12 protein-coding genes are annotated in these 17,289 nt (G+C 74.8%); 8 read left to right on the top strand and 4 right to left on the bottom strand.

Features of this window, described 5'->3' with window-relative positions; all coding sequences use genetic code 11:
* Positions 1-92: 92 nt before the first annotated feature.
* Complete coding sequence (locus tag OIE69_RS12960) at positions 93-476, top strand: helix-turn-helix domain-containing protein (protein ID WP_326572138.1); 384 nt, start codon at positions 93-95, stop codon at positions 474-476.
* Between the two features lie 161 nt (positions 477-637).
* Positions 638-1,108, top strand: coding sequence for a Dps family protein (locus OIE69_RS12955; protein WP_326572137.1), 471 nt, complete (start codon positions 638-640; stop codon positions 1,106-1,108).
* Between the two features lie 559 nt (positions 1,109-1,667).
* Here the strand turns inward: OIE69_RS12955 and OIE69_RS12950 are convergent.
* From OIE69_RS12950 to OIE69_RS12940, 3 genes are read right to left on the bottom strand one after another with little or no spacing between them, the layout of a single operon-like run.
* Complete coding sequence (locus OIE69_RS12950) at positions 1,668-2,465, bottom strand: SDR family NAD(P)-dependent oxidoreductase (protein WP_326572136.1); 798 nt, start codon at positions 2,463-2,465, stop codon at positions 1,668-1,670.
* 36 nt (positions 2,466-2,501) lie between these two features.
* Positions 2,502-3,329 carry a DNA-formamidopyrimidine glycosylase family protein gene (locus tag OIE69_RS12945; protein ID WP_326572135.1) on the bottom strand — a complete coding sequence of 276 codons (828 nt, stop codon included), beginning with the start codon at positions 3,327-3,329 and terminating at the stop codon, positions 2,502-2,504.
* Between the two features lie 27 nt (positions 3,330-3,356).
* Positions 3,357-8,066 (bottom strand): ATP-dependent helicase, encoded by a 4,710-nt coding sequence (locus OIE69_RS12940; protein WP_326572134.1) that lies wholly within the window; start codon positions 8,064-8,066, stop codon positions 3,357-3,359.
* A gap of 88 nt (positions 8,067-8,154) precedes the next feature.
* Here OIE69_RS12940 and OIE69_RS12935 point away from each other — a divergent pair, with 88 nt between their 5' ends.
* From OIE69_RS12935 to OIE69_RS12920, 4 genes are read left to right on the top strand one after another with little or no spacing between them, the layout of a single operon-like run.
* On the top strand, positions 8,155-9,003 hold the full coding sequence (locus OIE69_RS12935; RefSeq protein ID WP_326572133.1) for an AraC family transcriptional regulator: 849 nt from the start codon (positions 8,155-8,157) through the stop codon (positions 9,001-9,003).
* A 25-nt stretch (positions 9,004-9,028) separates the two neighbouring features.
* Positions 9,029-9,745, top strand: coding sequence for an AzlC family ABC transporter permease (locus OIE69_RS12930; RefSeq protein WP_326581112.1), 717 nt, complete (start codon positions 9,029-9,031; stop codon positions 9,743-9,745).
* Complete coding sequence (locus OIE69_RS12925; RefSeq protein WP_326572132.1) at positions 9,742-10,050, top strand: AzlD domain-containing protein; 309 nt, start codon at positions 9,742-9,744, stop codon at positions 10,048-10,050. Before OIE69_RS12930 ends, OIE69_RS12925 begins: the two co-directional genes overlap by 4 nt.
* Positions 10,051-10,084: 34 nt before the next feature.
* Entirely contained in the window at positions 10,085-11,326 is a 1,242-nt protein-coding gene (locus OIE69_RS12920) for a PucR family transcriptional regulator (RefSeq protein ID WP_326572131.1), read from the top strand.
* A gap of 6 nt (positions 11,327-11,332) precedes the next feature.
* Here the strand turns inward: OIE69_RS12920 and OIE69_RS12915 are convergent, their stop codons facing one another.
* Positions 11,333-12,235, bottom strand: a complete 903-nt coding sequence (locus OIE69_RS12915; protein WP_326572130.1) for a hypothetical protein — start codon at positions 12,233-12,235, stop codon at positions 11,333-11,335.
* A 308-nt stretch (positions 12,236-12,543) separates the two neighbouring features.
* On the opposite strand from OIE69_RS12915, the gene OIE69_RS12910 reads away from it, so the two are divergent.
* Together OIE69_RS12910 and OIE69_RS12905 are read left to right on the top strand one after the other, a co-directional pair.
* Entirely contained in the window at positions 12,544-14,982 is a 2,439-nt protein-coding gene (locus OIE69_RS12910) for an ATP-binding SpoIIE family protein phosphatase (protein ID WP_326572129.1), read from the top strand.
* Positions 14,983-15,122: 140 nt separating this feature from the next.
* Positions 15,123-17,213 carry a SpoIIE family protein phosphatase gene (locus tag OIE69_RS12905; RefSeq protein WP_326572128.1) on the top strand — a complete coding sequence of 697 codons (2,091 nt, stop codon included), beginning with the start codon at positions 15,123-15,125 and terminating at the stop codon, positions 17,211-17,213.
* The last annotated feature ends 76 nt before the right edge of the window (positions 17,214-17,289 follow it).

Raw genomic sequence — 17,289 nt, 5'->3', positions numbered from 1 at the left:
GAACACGTCATCGCTCCCCGCACGGCCGGTGTCGGAGGCGGTACGGTGGGGCAAGAAGGTTGCGAATTCGCGGTCCGAGGAGGGAGCCACCGATGATTCTGCTCCGTCGCCTGCTCGGTGACGTGCTGCGTCGGCAGCGCCAGCGCCAGGGCCGCACCCTGCGTGAGGTCTCCTCATCCGCCCGGGTCTCCCTGGGCTATCTGTCGGAGGTCGAACGAGGGCAGAAGGAGGCTTCCTCCGAACTGCTCTCCGCGATCTGTGACGCCTTGGACGTCCCGATGTCCGAGGTGATGCGGGAGGTCAGCGACGATCTGGCGCTTGCCGAACTCGCCGAGTCGGCTGCTGTCGAGTCGGCAGCCGCGCCTATGCGGCCGCTGCTGGGCGCGGTTCCGTCCGTACCGTCCGGTCCGGACGAGCGAGTCACCATCAAGGCGCCGAAGGCGCCCACCGAGGCCGTGAACGTCGTCGCGGCCTGAGCGACACCAAGCAGTTCCGAACCGTGGCCCCGGCCGGTGGAGAACCGGACGGGGCTTCGGCGTGTCCGCGTGTGGTCCGCGGATCCGGGGAAGGCGCCCATGGGGCGGGTCCGCCGTGGAGGTGGTCCCGCGACGCCAGGTGATTCCCGAGGAGGAGCAGCATGACCGTCGTGAAGAGCACGCTGCCCGAGGCCGACCGCAAGATCGTCGGCGAGGCCCTGCAGCACACCCTCACCGACCTGATCGACCTGTCGCTCGTGGCCAAGCAGGTGCACTGGAACGTGATCGGGGCACGGTTCCGGTCGGTCCACCTCCAGCTCGACGACGTGGTGACCACCGCGCGGACCTACGCCGACACCGTCGCGGAGCGGGCGGCCGCGATCGGGGTGACGCCGGACGGGCGTGCGGGGACGGTGTCCAAGAGCAGCAGGATCGACGAGGTGCCGGACGGCTGGATCAAGGACGAGAAGGTGGTCGCGGTCATGATCGCGGCGCTGGACGCCGTCATCAGGCGGGTGCGCCAGGGGATCGGGACGACGGAGAAGCCCGATCCGGTGAGCCAGGACATCCTGATCGGCCTCTCCGCCGAGCTCGAGAAGCACCACTGGATGTTCCAGGCGGAGAACGTCTAGACCCGTCTGGACCCCGTCCCGGGCCGGCCGGGGAGTCGACGGGCGCCTCGGCGTCCGGTCGCCCTGGGTTGCCCTCGAGCGGGGGAATGTCGCAGGTAGTAGCCGTACATGTCCTCCTTCCGGGTGAACGTTGTGCGGCGTGGGGCGGCTGAGGTCTAGCGATCTTGCCGGAAGGGGATCGCACCTGTGTACGGGGAAAGCCCGGGATTGGATCCCAGGTGATTCCCGCCGCAACCTCGGGGCTCCGAAGGAGGCGGCCATGCACGTTCTCCGCCTGTTTCACGAGCTGTGGGCCCGGCGGCCGGTCCGCTGGGCGATCGCATTCGTCGCGGGTGTGGTGTGGTGGTGGGCCCTGCTGAGGCTCATCGTCCAGCCCGCGCAGGCAGGCTCCTTCGAGGGCCTGGTCGTCGCCGGTGGCTGGGGGCTCAGCATCGTCCCCCTGCACACGGCGAGGTGGTCACGGGGATCGTCATCGGCCGCCCGGGCGGCGGTCCGCGAGGTTGAGGGCCCGGCGCCGGGAGAGCTGCCGGGAAGACTCCCGGGACCCCGAAGTCAGTCACTACCAGGGCATGACGACGCCCCCGTTGGGGCGCAGGATCTGGCCGGTCGTGAAGGCTGAGGCGTCGGAGGCAAGGAAGAGCACGGTGTGCGCCACGTCCAAGGGGTCGCCCACGCGCCCCAGGGGCGCGGCGCGCACCAGGGCCTCCTCGGCGCGGGCCTGGGCCCGCTCGTCGAAGCGGCCGTCGGGGCCGATGCCGTAGTGGCTCGTCATCGGTGTGCGGACGAAGCCGGGCGCCACGGCATTGGCCCGTACTCCACGGGGCCCCAGCTCCGTGGCGAGGGTCCGGGTCAGCTGGACCACGGCGGCCTTGGAGACGCTGTAGCAGAGCAGCCCGCGGGCTCCGGTGTCGATGGCGCCGGAGGCCATGGTGACGATGCTGCCGGCACCACGTTCGGCCATCGGGCGGGCGGCCTCGCGGGCGCAGTGCAGGACCCCCTTGAAGTTCACCGACAGCACCCGGTCCAGGTCGGCGTCGTCGGTGTCCAGGACGGTGCTGGAGTGCATGACGCCCGCGATGGCCGCCAGCACGTCCAGCCGTCCGTGGGCGGCCACGGTGGCCGCGACGGCCTCCGCGACCTGCGCCCGGTCGGTGACGTCCACGGCGCGTGCCTCCGCCGCGCCGCCGGCTTTCACGGCCAGTTCGGCGGTGTGCCGGGCGCCGGGTCCGTCCACGTCCGCGCAGACGACGGTGGCCCCTGCCTGGGCGAGCAGCAGCGCCGAGGCCCGGCCGATGCCGCCGGCGGCACCGGTGACCAGGGCGGTGCGCCCGGTGAGGTCGTACGCCGGTACGGTCATGCGGCGACGGTACGACCGGATCTGACGGTCCGTCAATCAGTGTGCCCGCGACGCGGACGCGGGTGCGGTCGACGGCGCGGGACCGCGCTGGCAGCGCGGGCACCAGTACGTCACCCGGGTCTGGCCGGGAGGCCCCAGCTCGGCGACGCGGATCGCCGTCCCGCAGCGCAGGCAGTCGTGCCGGCCGCGGCCGTACACCCAGTGCGTCCGGCCGCGCCGGGTGTCGCCGGTGGTGATGTGGCCGTGCCGGGTCTTGTTGGCCTGCAGCAGCTTCCTGGCGAGCGCGACGACCCGTTCGGGCTCGGGAACCTCGCCGACCGGCATCCAGGGTGTGACGCCGCGCAGGAAGCACAACTCGCACTTGTACACGTTGCCTATGCCCGCGAGATTGCGCTGGTCCAGCAGCGCGTCGCCGACCGGCCGGGCCGGGTCGGCGGTCAGCCGGCGCACCGCCTCCTGCGGATCCCAGTCCGGGCCCAGCAGATCCGGGCCGAGATGGCCGACGGCCCGGTCCTCCTCGGTGGTGCGCAGCAGCTCCAGCACGGGCAGCCGGTAACCGACCGCGACCCGTTCGGCATTGGCGAGGACCGCGCGGACCTGGTGGTCGGGGCCGCCCCGCCAGCGCTCGCCGGGCGCGTACAACTGCCAGGAACCGTCCATGCGCAGGTGCGAGTGGAGGGTCAGCCCGCCCTCGACCCGGATCAGCAGGTGCTTGCCGCGGGCCACGACCTCCTCCACGTGGCGTCCCGACAGGTCGGTCGTCGCCAGCCGCGGCACGCGCAGGTCCGCGCGGAGCAGGACGTGCCCTGCCAGCGCCCAGTGCAGCCGGTGCGCGGCCAGCCAGATCGTGTCGCCCTCGGGCACGGATCCCCCTGTTCCCGTCGTTCCTGTTCAGGCCCGCAGCCGCAGACCGCGGGGTGTCGCGTGGAAGCCCGCCGCCTCCAGGGAGCGGCCCAGCACCGAGGTGAGGGCGGACTCGCCGTTGGTGCGTTCCACCGTGAGCCGGCCGAGCGCGCCGTCCCGCACGGCCAGGGCGAGCGCGTCGGCGGCCGCCTGCAACCGCTCCTCGTCCGCGCCGCCGCCTCCCCGGCCGTCGCCCTCCGCCGGGGAGGGGCCGGGCCAGGCCAGCAGTGTCTTGCCGCCGCGTTCCACGTACAGCGTGAGCTCTCCGTCGACCAGGACGACCAGGGCCCCCGCCTTGCGTCCCGGCCGGTGGCTCACCCCGGCGGGCTGCTCGGGCCACGGCAGGGCGGCACCGTAGGCGTTGGCCGGGTCGGCGGCGGCCAGCACCACGGTGCGGGCCTTTTCGTGCCGGGTGTCCTCGCGGTCCCGCGCGTTGCTGATGGCCCGCAGCCGGTCCACGGCTCCGTCCATGGCGAACTGGGCCGCGCCCAGCCCCTCCACGACATAACCGCGGCGTGCCTGGCCGGTCTCCTCGAAGGCCGATAGCACCCGGTACGCGGCCGAGAAGCCGCCCTCCACGCCCTCGGCGGCCACCGCGCCGCGGGTGACCACGCCGTGCCGGTCCAGCAAGGTGTGGGTGAGCGCGTGTGCCCGGTGCGTCGCGTCGGCCGCCGCGGCCGGCACCAGGGACCAGCGGCCCGCGGTCGTCGGCGGGCCGCCCCGAGAGGCCGTCATCCGGGGCACGGGCCGGCCGGTGCGGGCCGTGAACGCGCCGTAGCGGCCGCGGGGCACCGCGCGGGGCGCCCGATGGGCGGTGGAGCCCGCCGTACGGCCGGAGCCGAGCAGCGCGCGCAGCGGCGCGAGGGTGTCATTGGTCAGCCGGCCTGACCAGGCCAGCTCCCAGACCGCCTCGGCCAGTTCCGGATCGGACACCTCGTGCCCGGCGGCGCCGACCTGCTCGGAGATCTGCCGGAAGAACAGCCCGTAGCCGCCCGAGAGCCCGTCCAGGACCGCGCGGTGCACCGGGGAGAGCTCCAGGGGCTGCGGCTGCGGCAGCAACAATGGCGCGGTGTCGGCGAGGTACAGCGACACCCAGCCGTCCTTGCCCTGCAGGGCGCCGGCCCCCGCCCACACGACCTCGCCCGCGGAGGTGAGTTCGTCCAGCATCGCCGGGGTGTAGTCCGCCACCCGGGCGGGCAGGACGAGCTTCTCCAGGGCCGAGGCGGGGACCGCCGCGCCCTGGAGCTGCTCCACGGCCCGCACCAGGCCGTCGAGGCCGCGCAGGCTGTGCGTGCCCACGTGCTGCCACTGCGGCAGGAAGGTGGCCAGGGTGGTCGGCGGCACGGGTTCCAGTTCGTGCCGCAGCGCAGCCAGCGAGCGCCGCCGAAGCCGCCGCAGCACACCGGCGTCGCACCACTCGTGGCCCGCGCCGCCCGGCCGGAACTCGCCCTGCACGACCCGCCCGGACGCGGCGAGCCGGTGCAGGGTGCCGTCGGCGACGGCGGTGCCCAGGCCGAAGCGCCGGGCGGCCTCGGCCGAGGTGAACGGCCCGTGGGTACGGGCGTAGCGGGCCAGCAGATCGGCCAGTGGGTCCTTGACGGGCTCGGTGAAGGCCTCCGGCACACCGACCGGCAGCGCGGTCCCCAGGGCATCCCGCAGCCGCCCGGCGTCCTCCACGGCGGCCCAGTGCTCCACGCCCGCGACGCGGACCCTGATCGCCCGGCGCGCGCCCTCCAGTCCGGCCGCCCAGCCCGGCTCCGCTCCGCGGGCGGCCAACTCGGCGTCGTCCAGCGGGCCCAGCACCCGCAGCACGTCGGCGACGCCCTCGGGGCCCTTGATCCGCCGGTCCTCGGTGAGCCACTGCAGTTCCCGCTCCAGCTCCACCATGACGTCTGCGTCGAGCAGTTCGCGCAGCTCGGCCTGGCCCAGGAGCTCAGCCAGCAGCCGGGAGTCCAGCGAGAGCGCCGCGGCGCGCCGCTCGGCCAGGGGCGAGTCGCCCTCGTAGAGGAACTGGGCCACGTAGCCGAAGAGCAGCGACTTGGCGAACGGCGACGGCTCGGGCGTCGTCACCTCGACCAGCCGCACCTTGCGGGACTCGACGTCGCCCATCAGCTCGACCAGCCCGGGGACGTCGAAGACGTCCTGCAGGCACTCGCGGACGGCCTCCAGCACGATCGGGAACGAACCGAACTCTGAGGCCACCTGGAGCAGCTGGGCGGCCCGCTGGCGCTGCTGCCACAGCGGCGTGCGCCTGCCCGGGTCGCGGCGGGGCAGCAGCAGCGCCCGGGCCGCGCACTCCCGGAACCGGGACGCGAACAGCGCGGAACCGCCGACCTGGTCGGTGACGAGCTGCTCGACCTCGCCCTTGTCGAAGACGACGTCGGCTGCGCCGACCGGCGACTGGTCGGCGTCGTACTCGGTGCCCTGCTCGGCCGGGTCCGCGTCCAGCAGGTCCAGGCCCATCAGGTCCGCGTCCGGCAGGCGCAGCACGATCCCGTCGTCGGCGTGCATCACCTGTGCGTCGAAGCCGTACCGCTCACCGAGCCGGGCGCCCAGCGCGAGCGCCCACGGCGCGTGGACCTGGGCACCGAAGGGGGAGTGGACGACCACCCGCCAGTCGCCCAGCTCGTCCCGGAAGCGCTCCACCACGATGGTGCGGTCGTCGGGCACATGGCCGCACGCCTTGCGCTGCTCCTCCAGGTAGGCCAGCACATTGTCGACCGCCCACGGGTCCAGGCCCGCCGCGGCCAGCCGTGCCCGGCCCTTCTGCGGCTCCAGGGCGGCGACCTCGCGCAGGAAGGCGCCCAGGGCGCGGCCCAGTTCGAGGGGACGGCCGAGCTGGTCGCCCTTCCAGAACGGCAGCCGTCCCGGTACACCCGGGGCGGGCGAGACCAGCACCCGGTCGCGCGTGATGTCCTCGATCCGCCACGAGGTCGTGCCCAGGGTGAAGACGTCGCCCACCCTGGACTCGTAGACCATCTCCTCGTCCAGCTCGCCGACCCGGCCGCCTCCCTTCTTCGGGTCGGCGCCGGCCAGGAACACCCCGAACAGCCCGCGATCGGGGATGGTGCCGCCCGAGGTCACCGCCAGACGCTGCGCGCCCGGCCGGCCCGCCACCGTGTTGGCCACCCGGTCCCACACCACGCGCGGCCGCAGCTCGGCGAAGGCGTCCGACGGATAGCGCCCGGCCAGCATGTCCAGCACCGCGGTGAACGCCGAGTGCGGCAGCGCCGCGAAGGGCGCGGCCCGGCGCACCACCGCCAGCAGTTCGTCGACGTCCCACGTGTCCAGCGCCGTCATCGCGACCAGCTGCTGCGCCAGGACGTCCAGGGGGTTGGACGGGACGCGCAGCGCCTCGATCGCGCCCTCCCGCATCCGCTCGGTGACGACCGCCGACTGCACCAGGTCACCGCGGTACTTGGGGAAGACCACGCCCGTCGAGACCGCCCCCACCTGGTGACCGGCCCGGCCCACGCGCTGCAGCCCGGACGCCACCGAGGGCGGCGACTCCACCTGGACGACCAGGTCCACCGCGCCCATGTCGATGCCCAGCTCCAGGCTGGACGTGGCGACGACGGCCGGCAGCCGCCCGGCCTTGAGGTCCTCCTCCACCAGGGCGCGCTGCTCCTTGGAGACCGAGCCGTGGTGCGCCCTGGCCAGTAGCGGCGGCGCCCCGTGCGCCGCGCCGGACTGCGCCATGATCTCCGCGGGGGGCGCGCCCTCGGGCAGGGGCCCGCCCGTGGCCCGCTCGTACGCGATCTCGTTGAGCCGGTTGCACAGCCGCTCGGCCAGGCGGCGCGAGTTGGCGAAGACGATCGTGGACCGGTGGTCCTGCACGAGGTCGGCGATGCGCTCCTCGACGTGCGGCCAGATCGAGGGCCGCGGGTCGTCGCCCTCGGTGGCGGGAGAGCCGCCGAGCTCGCCCAGGTCCTCGACGGGGACCACCACCGACAGGTCGAACTCCTTCTGCGACGGGGGCTGGACGACCGTCACCTTGCGCTGGGGCGACAGGAAGCGCGCCACCTCGTCCACCGGGCGGACCGTCGCCGACAGGCCGATCCGCCGTGCGGGGCGCTCCAAGAGCTCGTCCAGCCGCTCCAGGGACAGCGCCAGGTGTGCGCCGCGCTTCGTCCCGGCGACGGCGTGCACCTCGTCCAGGATCACGGTCTCGATGCCGCGCAGCGACTCCCGGGTCGAGGAGGTCAGCATGAGGAACAGCGACTCGGGGGTCGTGATCAGGATGTCCGGCGGCCGGGTCGCCAGAGCGCGCCGCTCGGCGGCCGGGGTGTCGCCCGAGCGGATCCCCACCCGCACCTCCGGCTCCGGCAGCCCCAGCCGGACGGACTCGTGCCGCAGACCGGTCAGCGGACTGCGCAAATTGCGCTCCACGTCGACGGCGAGCGCCTTCAGCGGCGACACGTACAGCACACGGCAGCGGCGCTTGGCCTCGGCCGGCGGCGGCGTCGACGCCAGCCGGTCCAGGGCGGCCAGGAACGCCGCGAGCGTCTTGCCGGAGCCGGTGGGGGCCACCACGAGCACGTCGGACCCGCCGGCGATCGCCCGCCACGCCCCCGCCTGGGCGGCGGTGGGCGCGCTGAAGGCCCCCGTGAACCACGCGCGCGTGGCGGGGGCGAACGCGTCGAGGGCCCCCGCGGGATCCTGCTCCTCCGGGGTGCCCCCAGTGCTCCGTCGCGACATGCCATCCATCCTGCCTCGCCGCACTGACAAACCGCCCCCCCGGTGCCCGCACCGCGTTTCCCGGGTGGGCACGGCGCAGAATGGGGGGATGGGGTCGGACGAGCGGGCACGGCTGTGGAGGCATCCGGGGTTGCCGGACGTCGACCTCCTGCGGGCCCGGTACGTGCGCAAGACCTTCGTCCGGCACACGCACGAGTCCTTCGTGATCGCCGGCATCACCAAGGGCGTCGAGGCCTTCCACCACCACGGCACCATCGAGCGGGCGGGGCCGGGGGCGGTGGCGCTGATCAACCCCGACACCGCGCACACCGGGCACGCCGGCGTGCCCGAGGGGTGGACGTACAGCGTGCTCTACCCCGGGGCGGACATCGTGGCCTCCGTCGCGGCGGAGACCACGGCGATCCGCGGGACGGCGGGCTTCGCCGTGGCCGTCGCCGAGGACCCCTACGCCGTGCACCTGGTCACCCAGGTGCTGCGGGCGACCGACCAGGCCAACGCGCTCGCCGCCGACACCATGATGCGGCTCGCCATCGCCCGCCTGCTGCGCGCCCACGGGGGCACGCTGCCCCAGCGCACCCCGCTCACCGCGGGCGCCCGCAGCGCCGAGCGCGCCCGGCAGATCCTGGAGGCGCGCCTCACCGACCCGCCGCCGCTGGCCGAGCTCGCGGCAGAACTCGGCACCAGCCCCTTCGCGCTGCTGCGCGGCTTCCGCGACCTCTACGGCATGCCGCCGCACGCCTGGCTCACCGACGCCCGGGTCCGCCGCGCGCGGCGCCTGCTGGACGGCGGGACGGCTCCGGCCGCGGTCGCGATCGCGGTGGGCTTCACCGACCAGCCCCATCTGAACCGCCACTTCACGCGGATCGTGGGGGTGCCGCCGGGCGCGTACCGGCGGGAGCGCAAGAACGTACAAGACGGCGCCGAGGGCGCGGCCTAGCGTCGGAAGAGTGACCGCATCGCCCCTGGAAGCCGGACAGCACCGGCAGCAGCCCCCACCGACCTCCGCCAAACCGCGTTCCGCGGTCGTCCGCGACGCCCTGGGCGTGGGCGTCGCCGTAGGCCTGTCCGGGTTCGCCTTCGGAGTGACCGCGGCGGGGGCCGGGCTGAGCCTGCCGCAGAGCTGTGCGCTCAGCCTGCTGGTGTTCACCGGCGCCTCGCAGTTCGCGCTCGTGGGCGCCCTGGGCGCGGGCGGCAGCCCCCTGGCGGCCGCCGCCGGGGCGTTCTTCCTGGGGGTGCGCAACGCCTTCTACGGGCTGCGGCTTTCCGGACTGCTGCGCCTCCCGCGCGCGGTGCGCCCCTTCGCGGCGCAGTGGGTGATCGACGAGACTTCCGCCGTCGCCCTTGCGCAGCCCGACCGGGCGAGCGCCCGGCTGGGCTTCACGGTCACCGGCGCCAGCCTCTACGCGCTGTGGAACCTGACCACGTTCCTGGGCGGACTCGGCGCCGCCGCACTCGGCGACCCGGCCGACTGGGGCCTGGACGCGGCAGGTCCGGCGGTCTTCCTCGCGCTGCTCGCACCCATGCTGCGGGGCCGCAGCGAGCGGGCCACGGCGGCCCTGGCCGTACCGCTCGCCCTGGTCTGCCTGCCACTGCTCCCCGCCGGGGTGCCCGTCCTGGTCGCGGCACTGGCCGCGCCCCTCGTCCTGGCCGTGGCCCGCCGCAAGGAGGCCGACCGTTGAGCACATGGATCGCCGTGGGCGTCACGGCCCTCGGCTGCTACGGGGTGAAGCTGCTGGGCCTGTCCGTCCCCGCGGGCTTCCTGGAACGCCCCGTCGTACGGCGGCTGGCCGCGCTGCTGCCCATCGCCCTGCTGGCGGCCCTCACAGCGCTGCAGACCTTCGGGGACGGCCGCCGCCTGGTGCTCGACGCGCGCGCCGCGGGCCTGGCGGCGGCCGGCGTCGCCCTGCTGCTGCGCGCCCCTTTCCTGCTGGTCGTCGCCGTGGCGGTGGCGGTGACCGGAGGGCTGCGGGCCGTCACCGGGTGACGGGTTACTGTGATCCGTCACAAAGGACGCGCGAGTGAACGCGAGTGGAGGGGCGACGATGGCGGCCGACACCCTGCCGATCCTCTCCGACGCGGCCCGCGCCCTCGCGGCGCGCTGCGAGCACAAGGTGAACGAGATCGCCCGCACCATGACGACGCGCGCCTTCACCGACCTCCCCGGCTGCGCCGAACTGCCCGCCGACGTCAAGGAAGGGGAGCTCGCCGCCACCGCGCGCCACGGCCTGCGGCTCTTCCTGCGCCGGGTCGTCCACGGCACCCCCGCCGAGCGGCCGGAGCGGGGCGACTTCGACCGCTTCAGGGAACGCGCCGCCCAGCGCGCCGAGGAGGGGCTGCCCCTGCACCTGGTGCTGCGCAGCCATCTGCGCGGCACCGCCGTGCTGTGGCGGGCGCTGCGCGAGGTGGCCCGGCCGGGCGAGGAAGCCGCGCTCGCCGAACTCGCCGACGTCCTCATCGGCATCCAGGAGGGCATCGTCGGCGCCGTCTCCGAGACGTACCTGGACGAGCAGAGCACCCTCGCCGCCGAACGCCGTGAGGAGCGCCGCGCCCTGGTGCGGGCGCTGCTGGACGGATCCCTGCCGCCGGAGCTGCCCGCCGGGCGGCTGGGTCTGGCGGACGGCGCCCTGGTGCTCGCCCTCCACTTCCCGCCCGAGGCCGCCGCCGGCCGCCCCTCGGCCGCCGCGCACCGCAGGCCGCGTCGCGTCCAGGCCGCCCTCGACCGTGCCTTCGGCACCGAGGTGCCGGCCCTGCTCGACGACACCGGCGGCCACGCCGTCGTCCCGGGCCACCGGGTGCCGCCGGGCGGTGACGAGGGTCTGCTGGCCCCGCTGCGCCGCGCCTGCTGCCCCGACGTACGGCTGGCCGTCGTCACGGCCGCCGCCCCCCGGGACATCCCCGGCGCCGCCCGCACGGCGTCGGAGGTGCTGCGGGTGGCCCGCGCCGGCGGGCTGCCGCCCGGGCTGCACCGGCTCGACGACGTGCTGCTGGAGTACCACCTGTCACGGCGTGACGCGAGCAGTGAGCGCATAGCCGCTCTGCTCGACCCGATCGCGGACCGCCAGGACCTGGTCGAGACCCTGCGGACCTACCTCGGCAGCCGGCAGGAACGCCGCAGCACCGCACGCCAGTTGGGGCTGCACCCCAACACCGTCGACAACCGGCTCGCCCGGATCTGCGAACTCACCGGGCTCGACCTCGCCGCGCCGCACGGCACGGCCCTGGCGCTGGCCGCGCTGCTGCTGCGCGACGGCGCCGGGTGAGCCGGCTCAGACCAGGCGTCCGTAGGCCCGCAGGGTGAGCAGCGCGTCGAGGGTGACGAGGGGCCGCCGCTCCAACACCGTCCCGGGCGCCCAGGCGGGCCGCCGCGCGGGCCAGCCGCCGTCGTCCATCTGGCCGGCCGCCAGGAAGTCCAGCGCGCGGTCCATCTCCGCGTCCGTGAACCATTCCCGCGCCGGGGACTGCGGCGTGCGCGCGTAGTCGTACGCGAAACGGTGCTCGCCGTCGGGCGCTCCAGGCGGAGGGGCGTGCTCCGGGTCCCGGCCGGGGTCCAGCACGACGAGCCGCTGCTCGCGCACGATCCGCCCCAGGCGCGCCGCCGCCTCCCGGGCCCGCGCGCGGTCGGGCGCGTGGTCCAGGAACGCCATCGCGGCCACGGCCTCGCCGGGATGGGTCTTGTCGAGCGTCTCGATCGCCGACCAGCAGAAGTCCGTGGCCCGGAACAGCCAGGCGTGCCACACCTCGTTGCGGTGCAACGTGCCCACCACGGGCCCGGTGGCCAGCAGGTCGCCGGGCGGGCAATCCACCAGCGGCAGCCAGGGGGCGACCGGGAAGCCGCGCAGCGAGGGGTGGAGCGCGGGCAGCGCGCCCTCCGGGGTCGACACGGCCGTCACGTAGCGGCAGATCCGCTCCGCGCGCTGGCCGCCGCACCTGCCGATCTCGTCGAGCACGCCCAGCGCGTGGGCCACGTGCAGCGGCTGGCTGACCGTGCCGCGCAGATCGGGGTCGAGGGCGTGGCCGTAGCCGTCGTCGGCGTTGCGGTACGCGGACAGCGCGGTCTCCACCGCGTCCGCCGGGCCGTTCCGGAAGTGGTACGCGAACCTGCGCTGCTCGAGCACCCGTGCGGTCAGCCACACGAAATGCTCGGCGCGTTCTAGCGGGATTGCTGGCATGTGCGCACAGTAGGCCTCCGTAAGCGCTCTGCACACAGAAGTGCGCAGGGAGCACCCTGGCGTGCGACCACGCGCCCCCGGTACGGGTCATGAGCCGCGAGGAGTTGACGGCAGCCCCGGCGCACGCCGGGCTCGATGTGCCGGAAGACGTGGGGGAGGGGCGCGATGGCCGGCCCCTCGGTGACGGGCGGACGGTCGCCGAGGCCGGCGTCCGGTGGCGGCACGGCCCGACCGGGCCCGGTGACGATGCGCGCGCGGGTCCCGGGGGGGTTTGAATGGGAGGGGGACCCACGACATCGGACGACCGGGTGACTACACACACCGACCTGGACAACCTCGGCTCGCCGCATGACGGCGGCGGCGCCCTGCTCGTCGTCGACGCGCACGGCGACGTCCTCATGTGCACCGGGTCGGTGCACGAGCTCACCGGACGGCCCCCCGCCGAGGTGTGCGGACGTCCCGTCGCCGAACTCCTCACGGCCCCCGAGGCATGGGCACACCACCTCCACGCGCCCGGCGCCGCCGGCGCGGAGTGCGACGCCGAACTGCGGCACCGCGACGGCACCGCGGTCCCGGTGCGGCTGCGCGTGCAGCCGATGACCGCGGGCGGCGGGCCGCCCGGGGGCCTGGTCGTGACCGCCACACCCCGTGCGGTGGCCGAACGGCACAAGGAGGACGAGGCCCTGCTCAGGGCGCTGTTCCGGCAGCGGCACGTGGGCCTCGCGATCCACGACCTGGCACTGGAGACCACCCGCTTCAACCTCGTCCCCGGCATCGATCTGCCGTCGGAGGTCGGCCCCCGCGTCGATCCGGTGGAGTGGAGCGTCGAGGACGTGCTGCTCCCCAAGGACGCGGCGGCGCTCCGGGAGCAGTTGAGGCATGTGGCCGAGACCGGGGAACCGCTGGTCGACTGGGTGCACAGCGCCCGGCGCCGGGGAGCGGCGGACGTGAAGCGGCTGGCGTCCTTCTCCGCCTTCCGGCTGCACGGAGCGAACGACCGGCCCGTCGGGGTGGCCGTCATCTTCACCGACGTCACCCAGGAGTACGCCGCCCGCCAGCGCATGGAGTTGCTGCACGCCGCCGCGGAGCGGATCGGCCGCAGCCTGGACGTCGCCAGGGTCGCGCAGGAACTGGTGGACGTGCTGGTCTCCCACCGTTTCGCGGACCTGGCGGCGGTGGACCTGACCCACACCGTGCTGATCGGCCAGGAGCCCGGCGAGTTCCGGCTCGGCGCCCCCTTCCGCAGGGTCGCGGTGGCCTCCGCCGACGGCGTGTGGCCCCGCGAGATCCACCCCCGGGGCGCCGGCTTCCGCCTGCGCAGCCTCGAGAGCGACCACCTGCGCCGGGGCGCCGCCGTCTTCCGGTCGGACCTGACCTCCTGGCGCGAGGGACTGGCCGGCGACGTGGAACGCAGCCGGCTGCTGCTGCCCGACGCCGCCGCGTCCTTCCTGAGCGTGCCGCTGATCGCCCGCGGCCTGGTGCTCGGCGTCCTGGTGATGTGGCGGACGGCCGGTCTCCCGCCGTACGGCCTCGGCGACGCCGGCCTCGCGGAGGAACTGGCCTCACGGGCCTCCCTCGGCCTGGACAACGCCCGCCGCTACACGCGCGAGCACCGCACCGTCGAGGCACTCCAGCGCAGCCTGCTCCCGCCGTCGATCACCGAGACCAGCGGGGTGCTGACCGCGGGCAGCTATGTACCGGCGGGCACGACCGAGGCGGTCGGCGGCGCGTGGTTCGACGTGATCCCGCTGTCGTCCAGCCGGCTGGCGCTGGTCAGCGGCGACGTCACCGGACACGGCCTGAACGCGGCGGCCACCATGGGGAGGCTGCGCACCGCGGTGCAGACCCTGGCCGACCTCGACCTGCCGCCCGGTGAACTCCTCGCCCACATGGACGACCTCGTGGTCAGGCTCGGCGACGTCGCCCCGCCGCAGGGCGAGGAGGACGGCACCGCGCGCAGCAGCGCGGTCGGCGCCACCTGCCTCTACTGCGTCTACGACCCCGTCGAGGGCCGCTGCGAGATGGCGAGCGCCGGGCATCCCCCGCCGGTGTACGCCGCGCCGGGCGCCCCCGCCGAGGTCATCGGCCTCAAGCCCGGTCCGGCGCTGGGCGTGGACAGCATGCCCTTCGAGCCGGTCGGCTTCGAGGTCCCCCCGGGCAGCGTGCTCGCGTTCTTCAACGAACCGCTCATCTCCCATCCCGACGGCACCGCGCAGGAGCGGCTGGAGCGGCTGTGCTCGGTGCTGGCCACGGACCCCTCCGGGACGCGCACGCCCACCCGGACCGGCCGCGCGATCCTCGAGGAACTCCTCGCCGAGCCGCCCGGCGACGACGTCACGCTGCTGGTGGCCCGTCTGCGCCCGCTGCCGCCCGGATCCGTCGCCACCTGGGAGTTCCCCGCCGATCCCGCCGTCGTGGCGCGGGCCAGAACCGCGGTGGAGAGCCAGTTGCAGTCGTGGGACCTCAAGCACCTGGCGTTCACGACCGAACTCATCACCAGCGAGCTGGTCACCAACGCGATCCGCTACGGCGGCGCCCCGGTCGGGCTGCGCCTGATCCGCGACGACACCCTGGTCTGCGAGGTGTCCGACCCGAGCCAGACCCAGCCCCGGCTGCGGCGCGCCCGGCTGTCCGACGAGGGCGGTCGCGGACTGTTCCTCGTCGCCCAGCTCTCCAGCCGCTGGGGCAGCCGCTACACCGCGGGCGGGAAGACCATCTGGGCGGAGCAGCCGCTGTCCGAGTCCTGAGCCCGAGGCCCGCGTCAGGCGTCAGGCGTCCGGGCCGTCCGGGTCGCCGGTTCGGGTCGTTCGCACTAAACCTGGGAGGACGACCGTAGGCGGCGTCCGTCCGGTGCCCCACCGCGCGTGCGCCGACGGAGGTGGTTCCAGTGGCGCACGGCGGCCCGCCCGCTCCCATGGGCGACGCGGAGGCGGCGATCCTGCGCGCCCTGTTCACCCAGTCGCCGGTCGGGCTGCACGTCCTCGACCCGGACCTGCGCGTGGTCCGCGTCAACATGGGCACCCCCGCCATGCGCGGGGTGCGGTCGGAGGACGTCCTCGGGCGGTACTTCCGGGACGCCTACCCCGTCGTCCGCCCCGCCGACGTGGAAGGACGTGTGCGCCGGGTGCTGGAGACCGGTGTGCCGCTGATCGAGGACGTCGTGCGGACGCGTCCGACGGCCGGGGACGGCGCGGAGCACTCCTACTCGGTCTCCGGCTTCCGCCTGGAGGACCCGGACGGAAGGGTCCTGGGTGTCGCGCTCGCCGTGGTCGACGTGACCGAGCGGGAGAAGGGGCGTGCCCGGCTGCGCGTCCTGAACATGGTGCGCGACCGCGTGGGCCGCACCCTGGACGTGGTGGTGACCTGCGAGGAACTGGTCGGCGCCCTGGTGCCGGCCTTCGCCGACGTCGTCGTGGTGGAGGTCGTCGACGACGTGGTGCGCGGGGACGACCCGCCGCTGTCGCCGCTGCCCCGCGGGACCCCGCTGCGGCGGGCCGCGTTCGGCAGCAGCGGCGGCCCCGGTCAGCCCCAGGCCTACCCGGTCGGCGATGTGCGCAGCCTGCCCGACCCGACCCCGTACACCCAGGCGCTGTCCGACCTGCGGCCCCGGGTCCTGCGGCTGCACGCCGGGCTGCCCTGGCTGGGCACCGACCCCGCCCGCGCCCAGGCGATCCGTGCCTCGGGGGCGCAGACGCTGCTCACGGTGCCGCTGACGCTGCGCGGGGCGGTGCTCGGGTTGATCAGCCTCTACCGGACGAAGCGGATGGAGCCCTTCACGGAGGACGACGTCGAGATCGGCCTGCAGCTGGCCGACCACACCGCCCTGTGCGTCGACAACGCCCGCCGCTACACCCGGGAGCACACCGTCGCCGCGACGGTGCAGCGGCAACTGCTGCCCCGCCGCCCCGTGTCGCACACCGCGCTGGAGACCGCCTACCTGTCGACGGCCGGGGAGAGCGCGGCGGGGTCGTGGTACGACACCATCCCGCTGTCCAGCGCCCGCACCGCGCTGGTCGTCGGGGACGTCGCCGGACAGGGCATCCACGCGACCGCCGGCATGGGCCAGTTGCGCACGGTCATCCGCTCGCTGAGCGCGTTCGACCTCGGGCCCGACGAACTGCTGGCCCGGCTCGACGACATCACGACCCACCTCGCCACCGAGCGCGCCTCGCTGCCGCCCGCCGACCCGCTGCACCGGGAGGCACTCACCGCCGCGTGCCTGTACGCCGTGTACGACCCGCTGACCCGCACCTGCACGATGGCCCGCGCCGGACACCTGGCGCCGGTGATCGTACGGCCGGACGGCAGCGCGCAGATCGCGGAGATCCCGGACGGGCCCCGGCTGGGCACCGCCGGGTGCGCGCCGTTCGCCGCCGCCGAGCTCGACATCCCCGAGGGCAGTGTCCTGGCCTTCACCAGCTCCCCGGTGCTGTCCCTGCACCTGGCCGGTGGTTCCACCCCGCTCAAGGGCGCCCCGCCGGGGCGGGGCCGTCCGCTCCAGGAACTGTGCGACGAGATCATGTACACGCTTCCCGCCGGCGTCGACCGGGGTGTGCCCATGCTCCTGCTGGCCCGTACGCGCGCCTTTCCGCCGGACAGCGTCGCCGCCCGGCCGCTCGGGGACGACACCACGGCGGTCGCCACCGCGCGGGCCTTCGTCCGCGAGCGGCTCGCGGTGTGGGGCGCGGACGAGGACACCGCCTTCAACACCGAGTTGATCGTCAGCGAGCTGGTCACCAACGCCATCCGCTACGGCAGCCCCCCGATGCGGCTGCGGCTGATCAACGACCGCATGCTGACCTGCGAGGTCCGCGACACCAGTCCCGCCTCCCCGCACCTGTTGCACGCGCGCACCGTGGACGAGGGCGGCCGGGGGCTGTTCATCATCGCCCAGCTCGCCGACATGTGGGGCACGCGGTACGCGGAGGACGGCAAGACCATCTGGACCGAACAGGCCCTCCCCCCGTCCCCGGCATGACCGGCCTGCCTGTGCACGGGCGGCGACGCCCGTTCAGGCGAACGGACCCGGTCCGTTTGACGCACCGTCCGGGGCG

This window comes from Actinacidiphila glaucinigra (assembly GCF_035918135.1).
GTDB lineage: Bacteria > Actinomycetota > Actinomycetes > Streptomycetales > Streptomycetaceae > Actinacidiphila > Actinacidiphila glaucinigra.
The sequence above is the reverse complement of the archived record's forward strand: the minus strand, read 5'-3'. Positions and strand labels throughout refer to the sequence as shown.

Coding starts and splice junctions, on each gene's coding strand:
- OIE69_RS12940 (WP_326572134.1), bottom strand. CDS start 8,066: ATGTCGCGACGGAGCACTGGGGGCACCCCGGAGGAGCAGGATCCCGCG.
- OIE69_RS12960 (WP_326572138.1), top strand. CDS start 93: ATGATTCTGCTCCGTCGCCTGCTCGGTGACGTGCTGCGTCGGCAGCGC.
- OIE69_RS12955 (WP_326572137.1), top strand. CDS start 638: ATGACCGTCGTGAAGAGCACGCTGCCCGAGGCCGACCGCAAGATCGTC.
- OIE69_RS12950 (WP_326572136.1), bottom strand. CDS start 2,465: ATGACCGTACCGGCGTACGACCTCACCGGGCGCACCGCCCTGGTCACC.
- OIE69_RS12915 (WP_326572130.1), bottom strand. CDS start 12,235: ATGCCAGCAATCCCGCTAGAACGCGCCGAGCATTTCGTGTGGCTGACC.
- OIE69_RS12935 (WP_326572133.1), top strand. CDS start 8,155: ATGGGGTCGGACGAGCGGGCACGGCTGTGGAGGCATCCGGGGTTGCCG.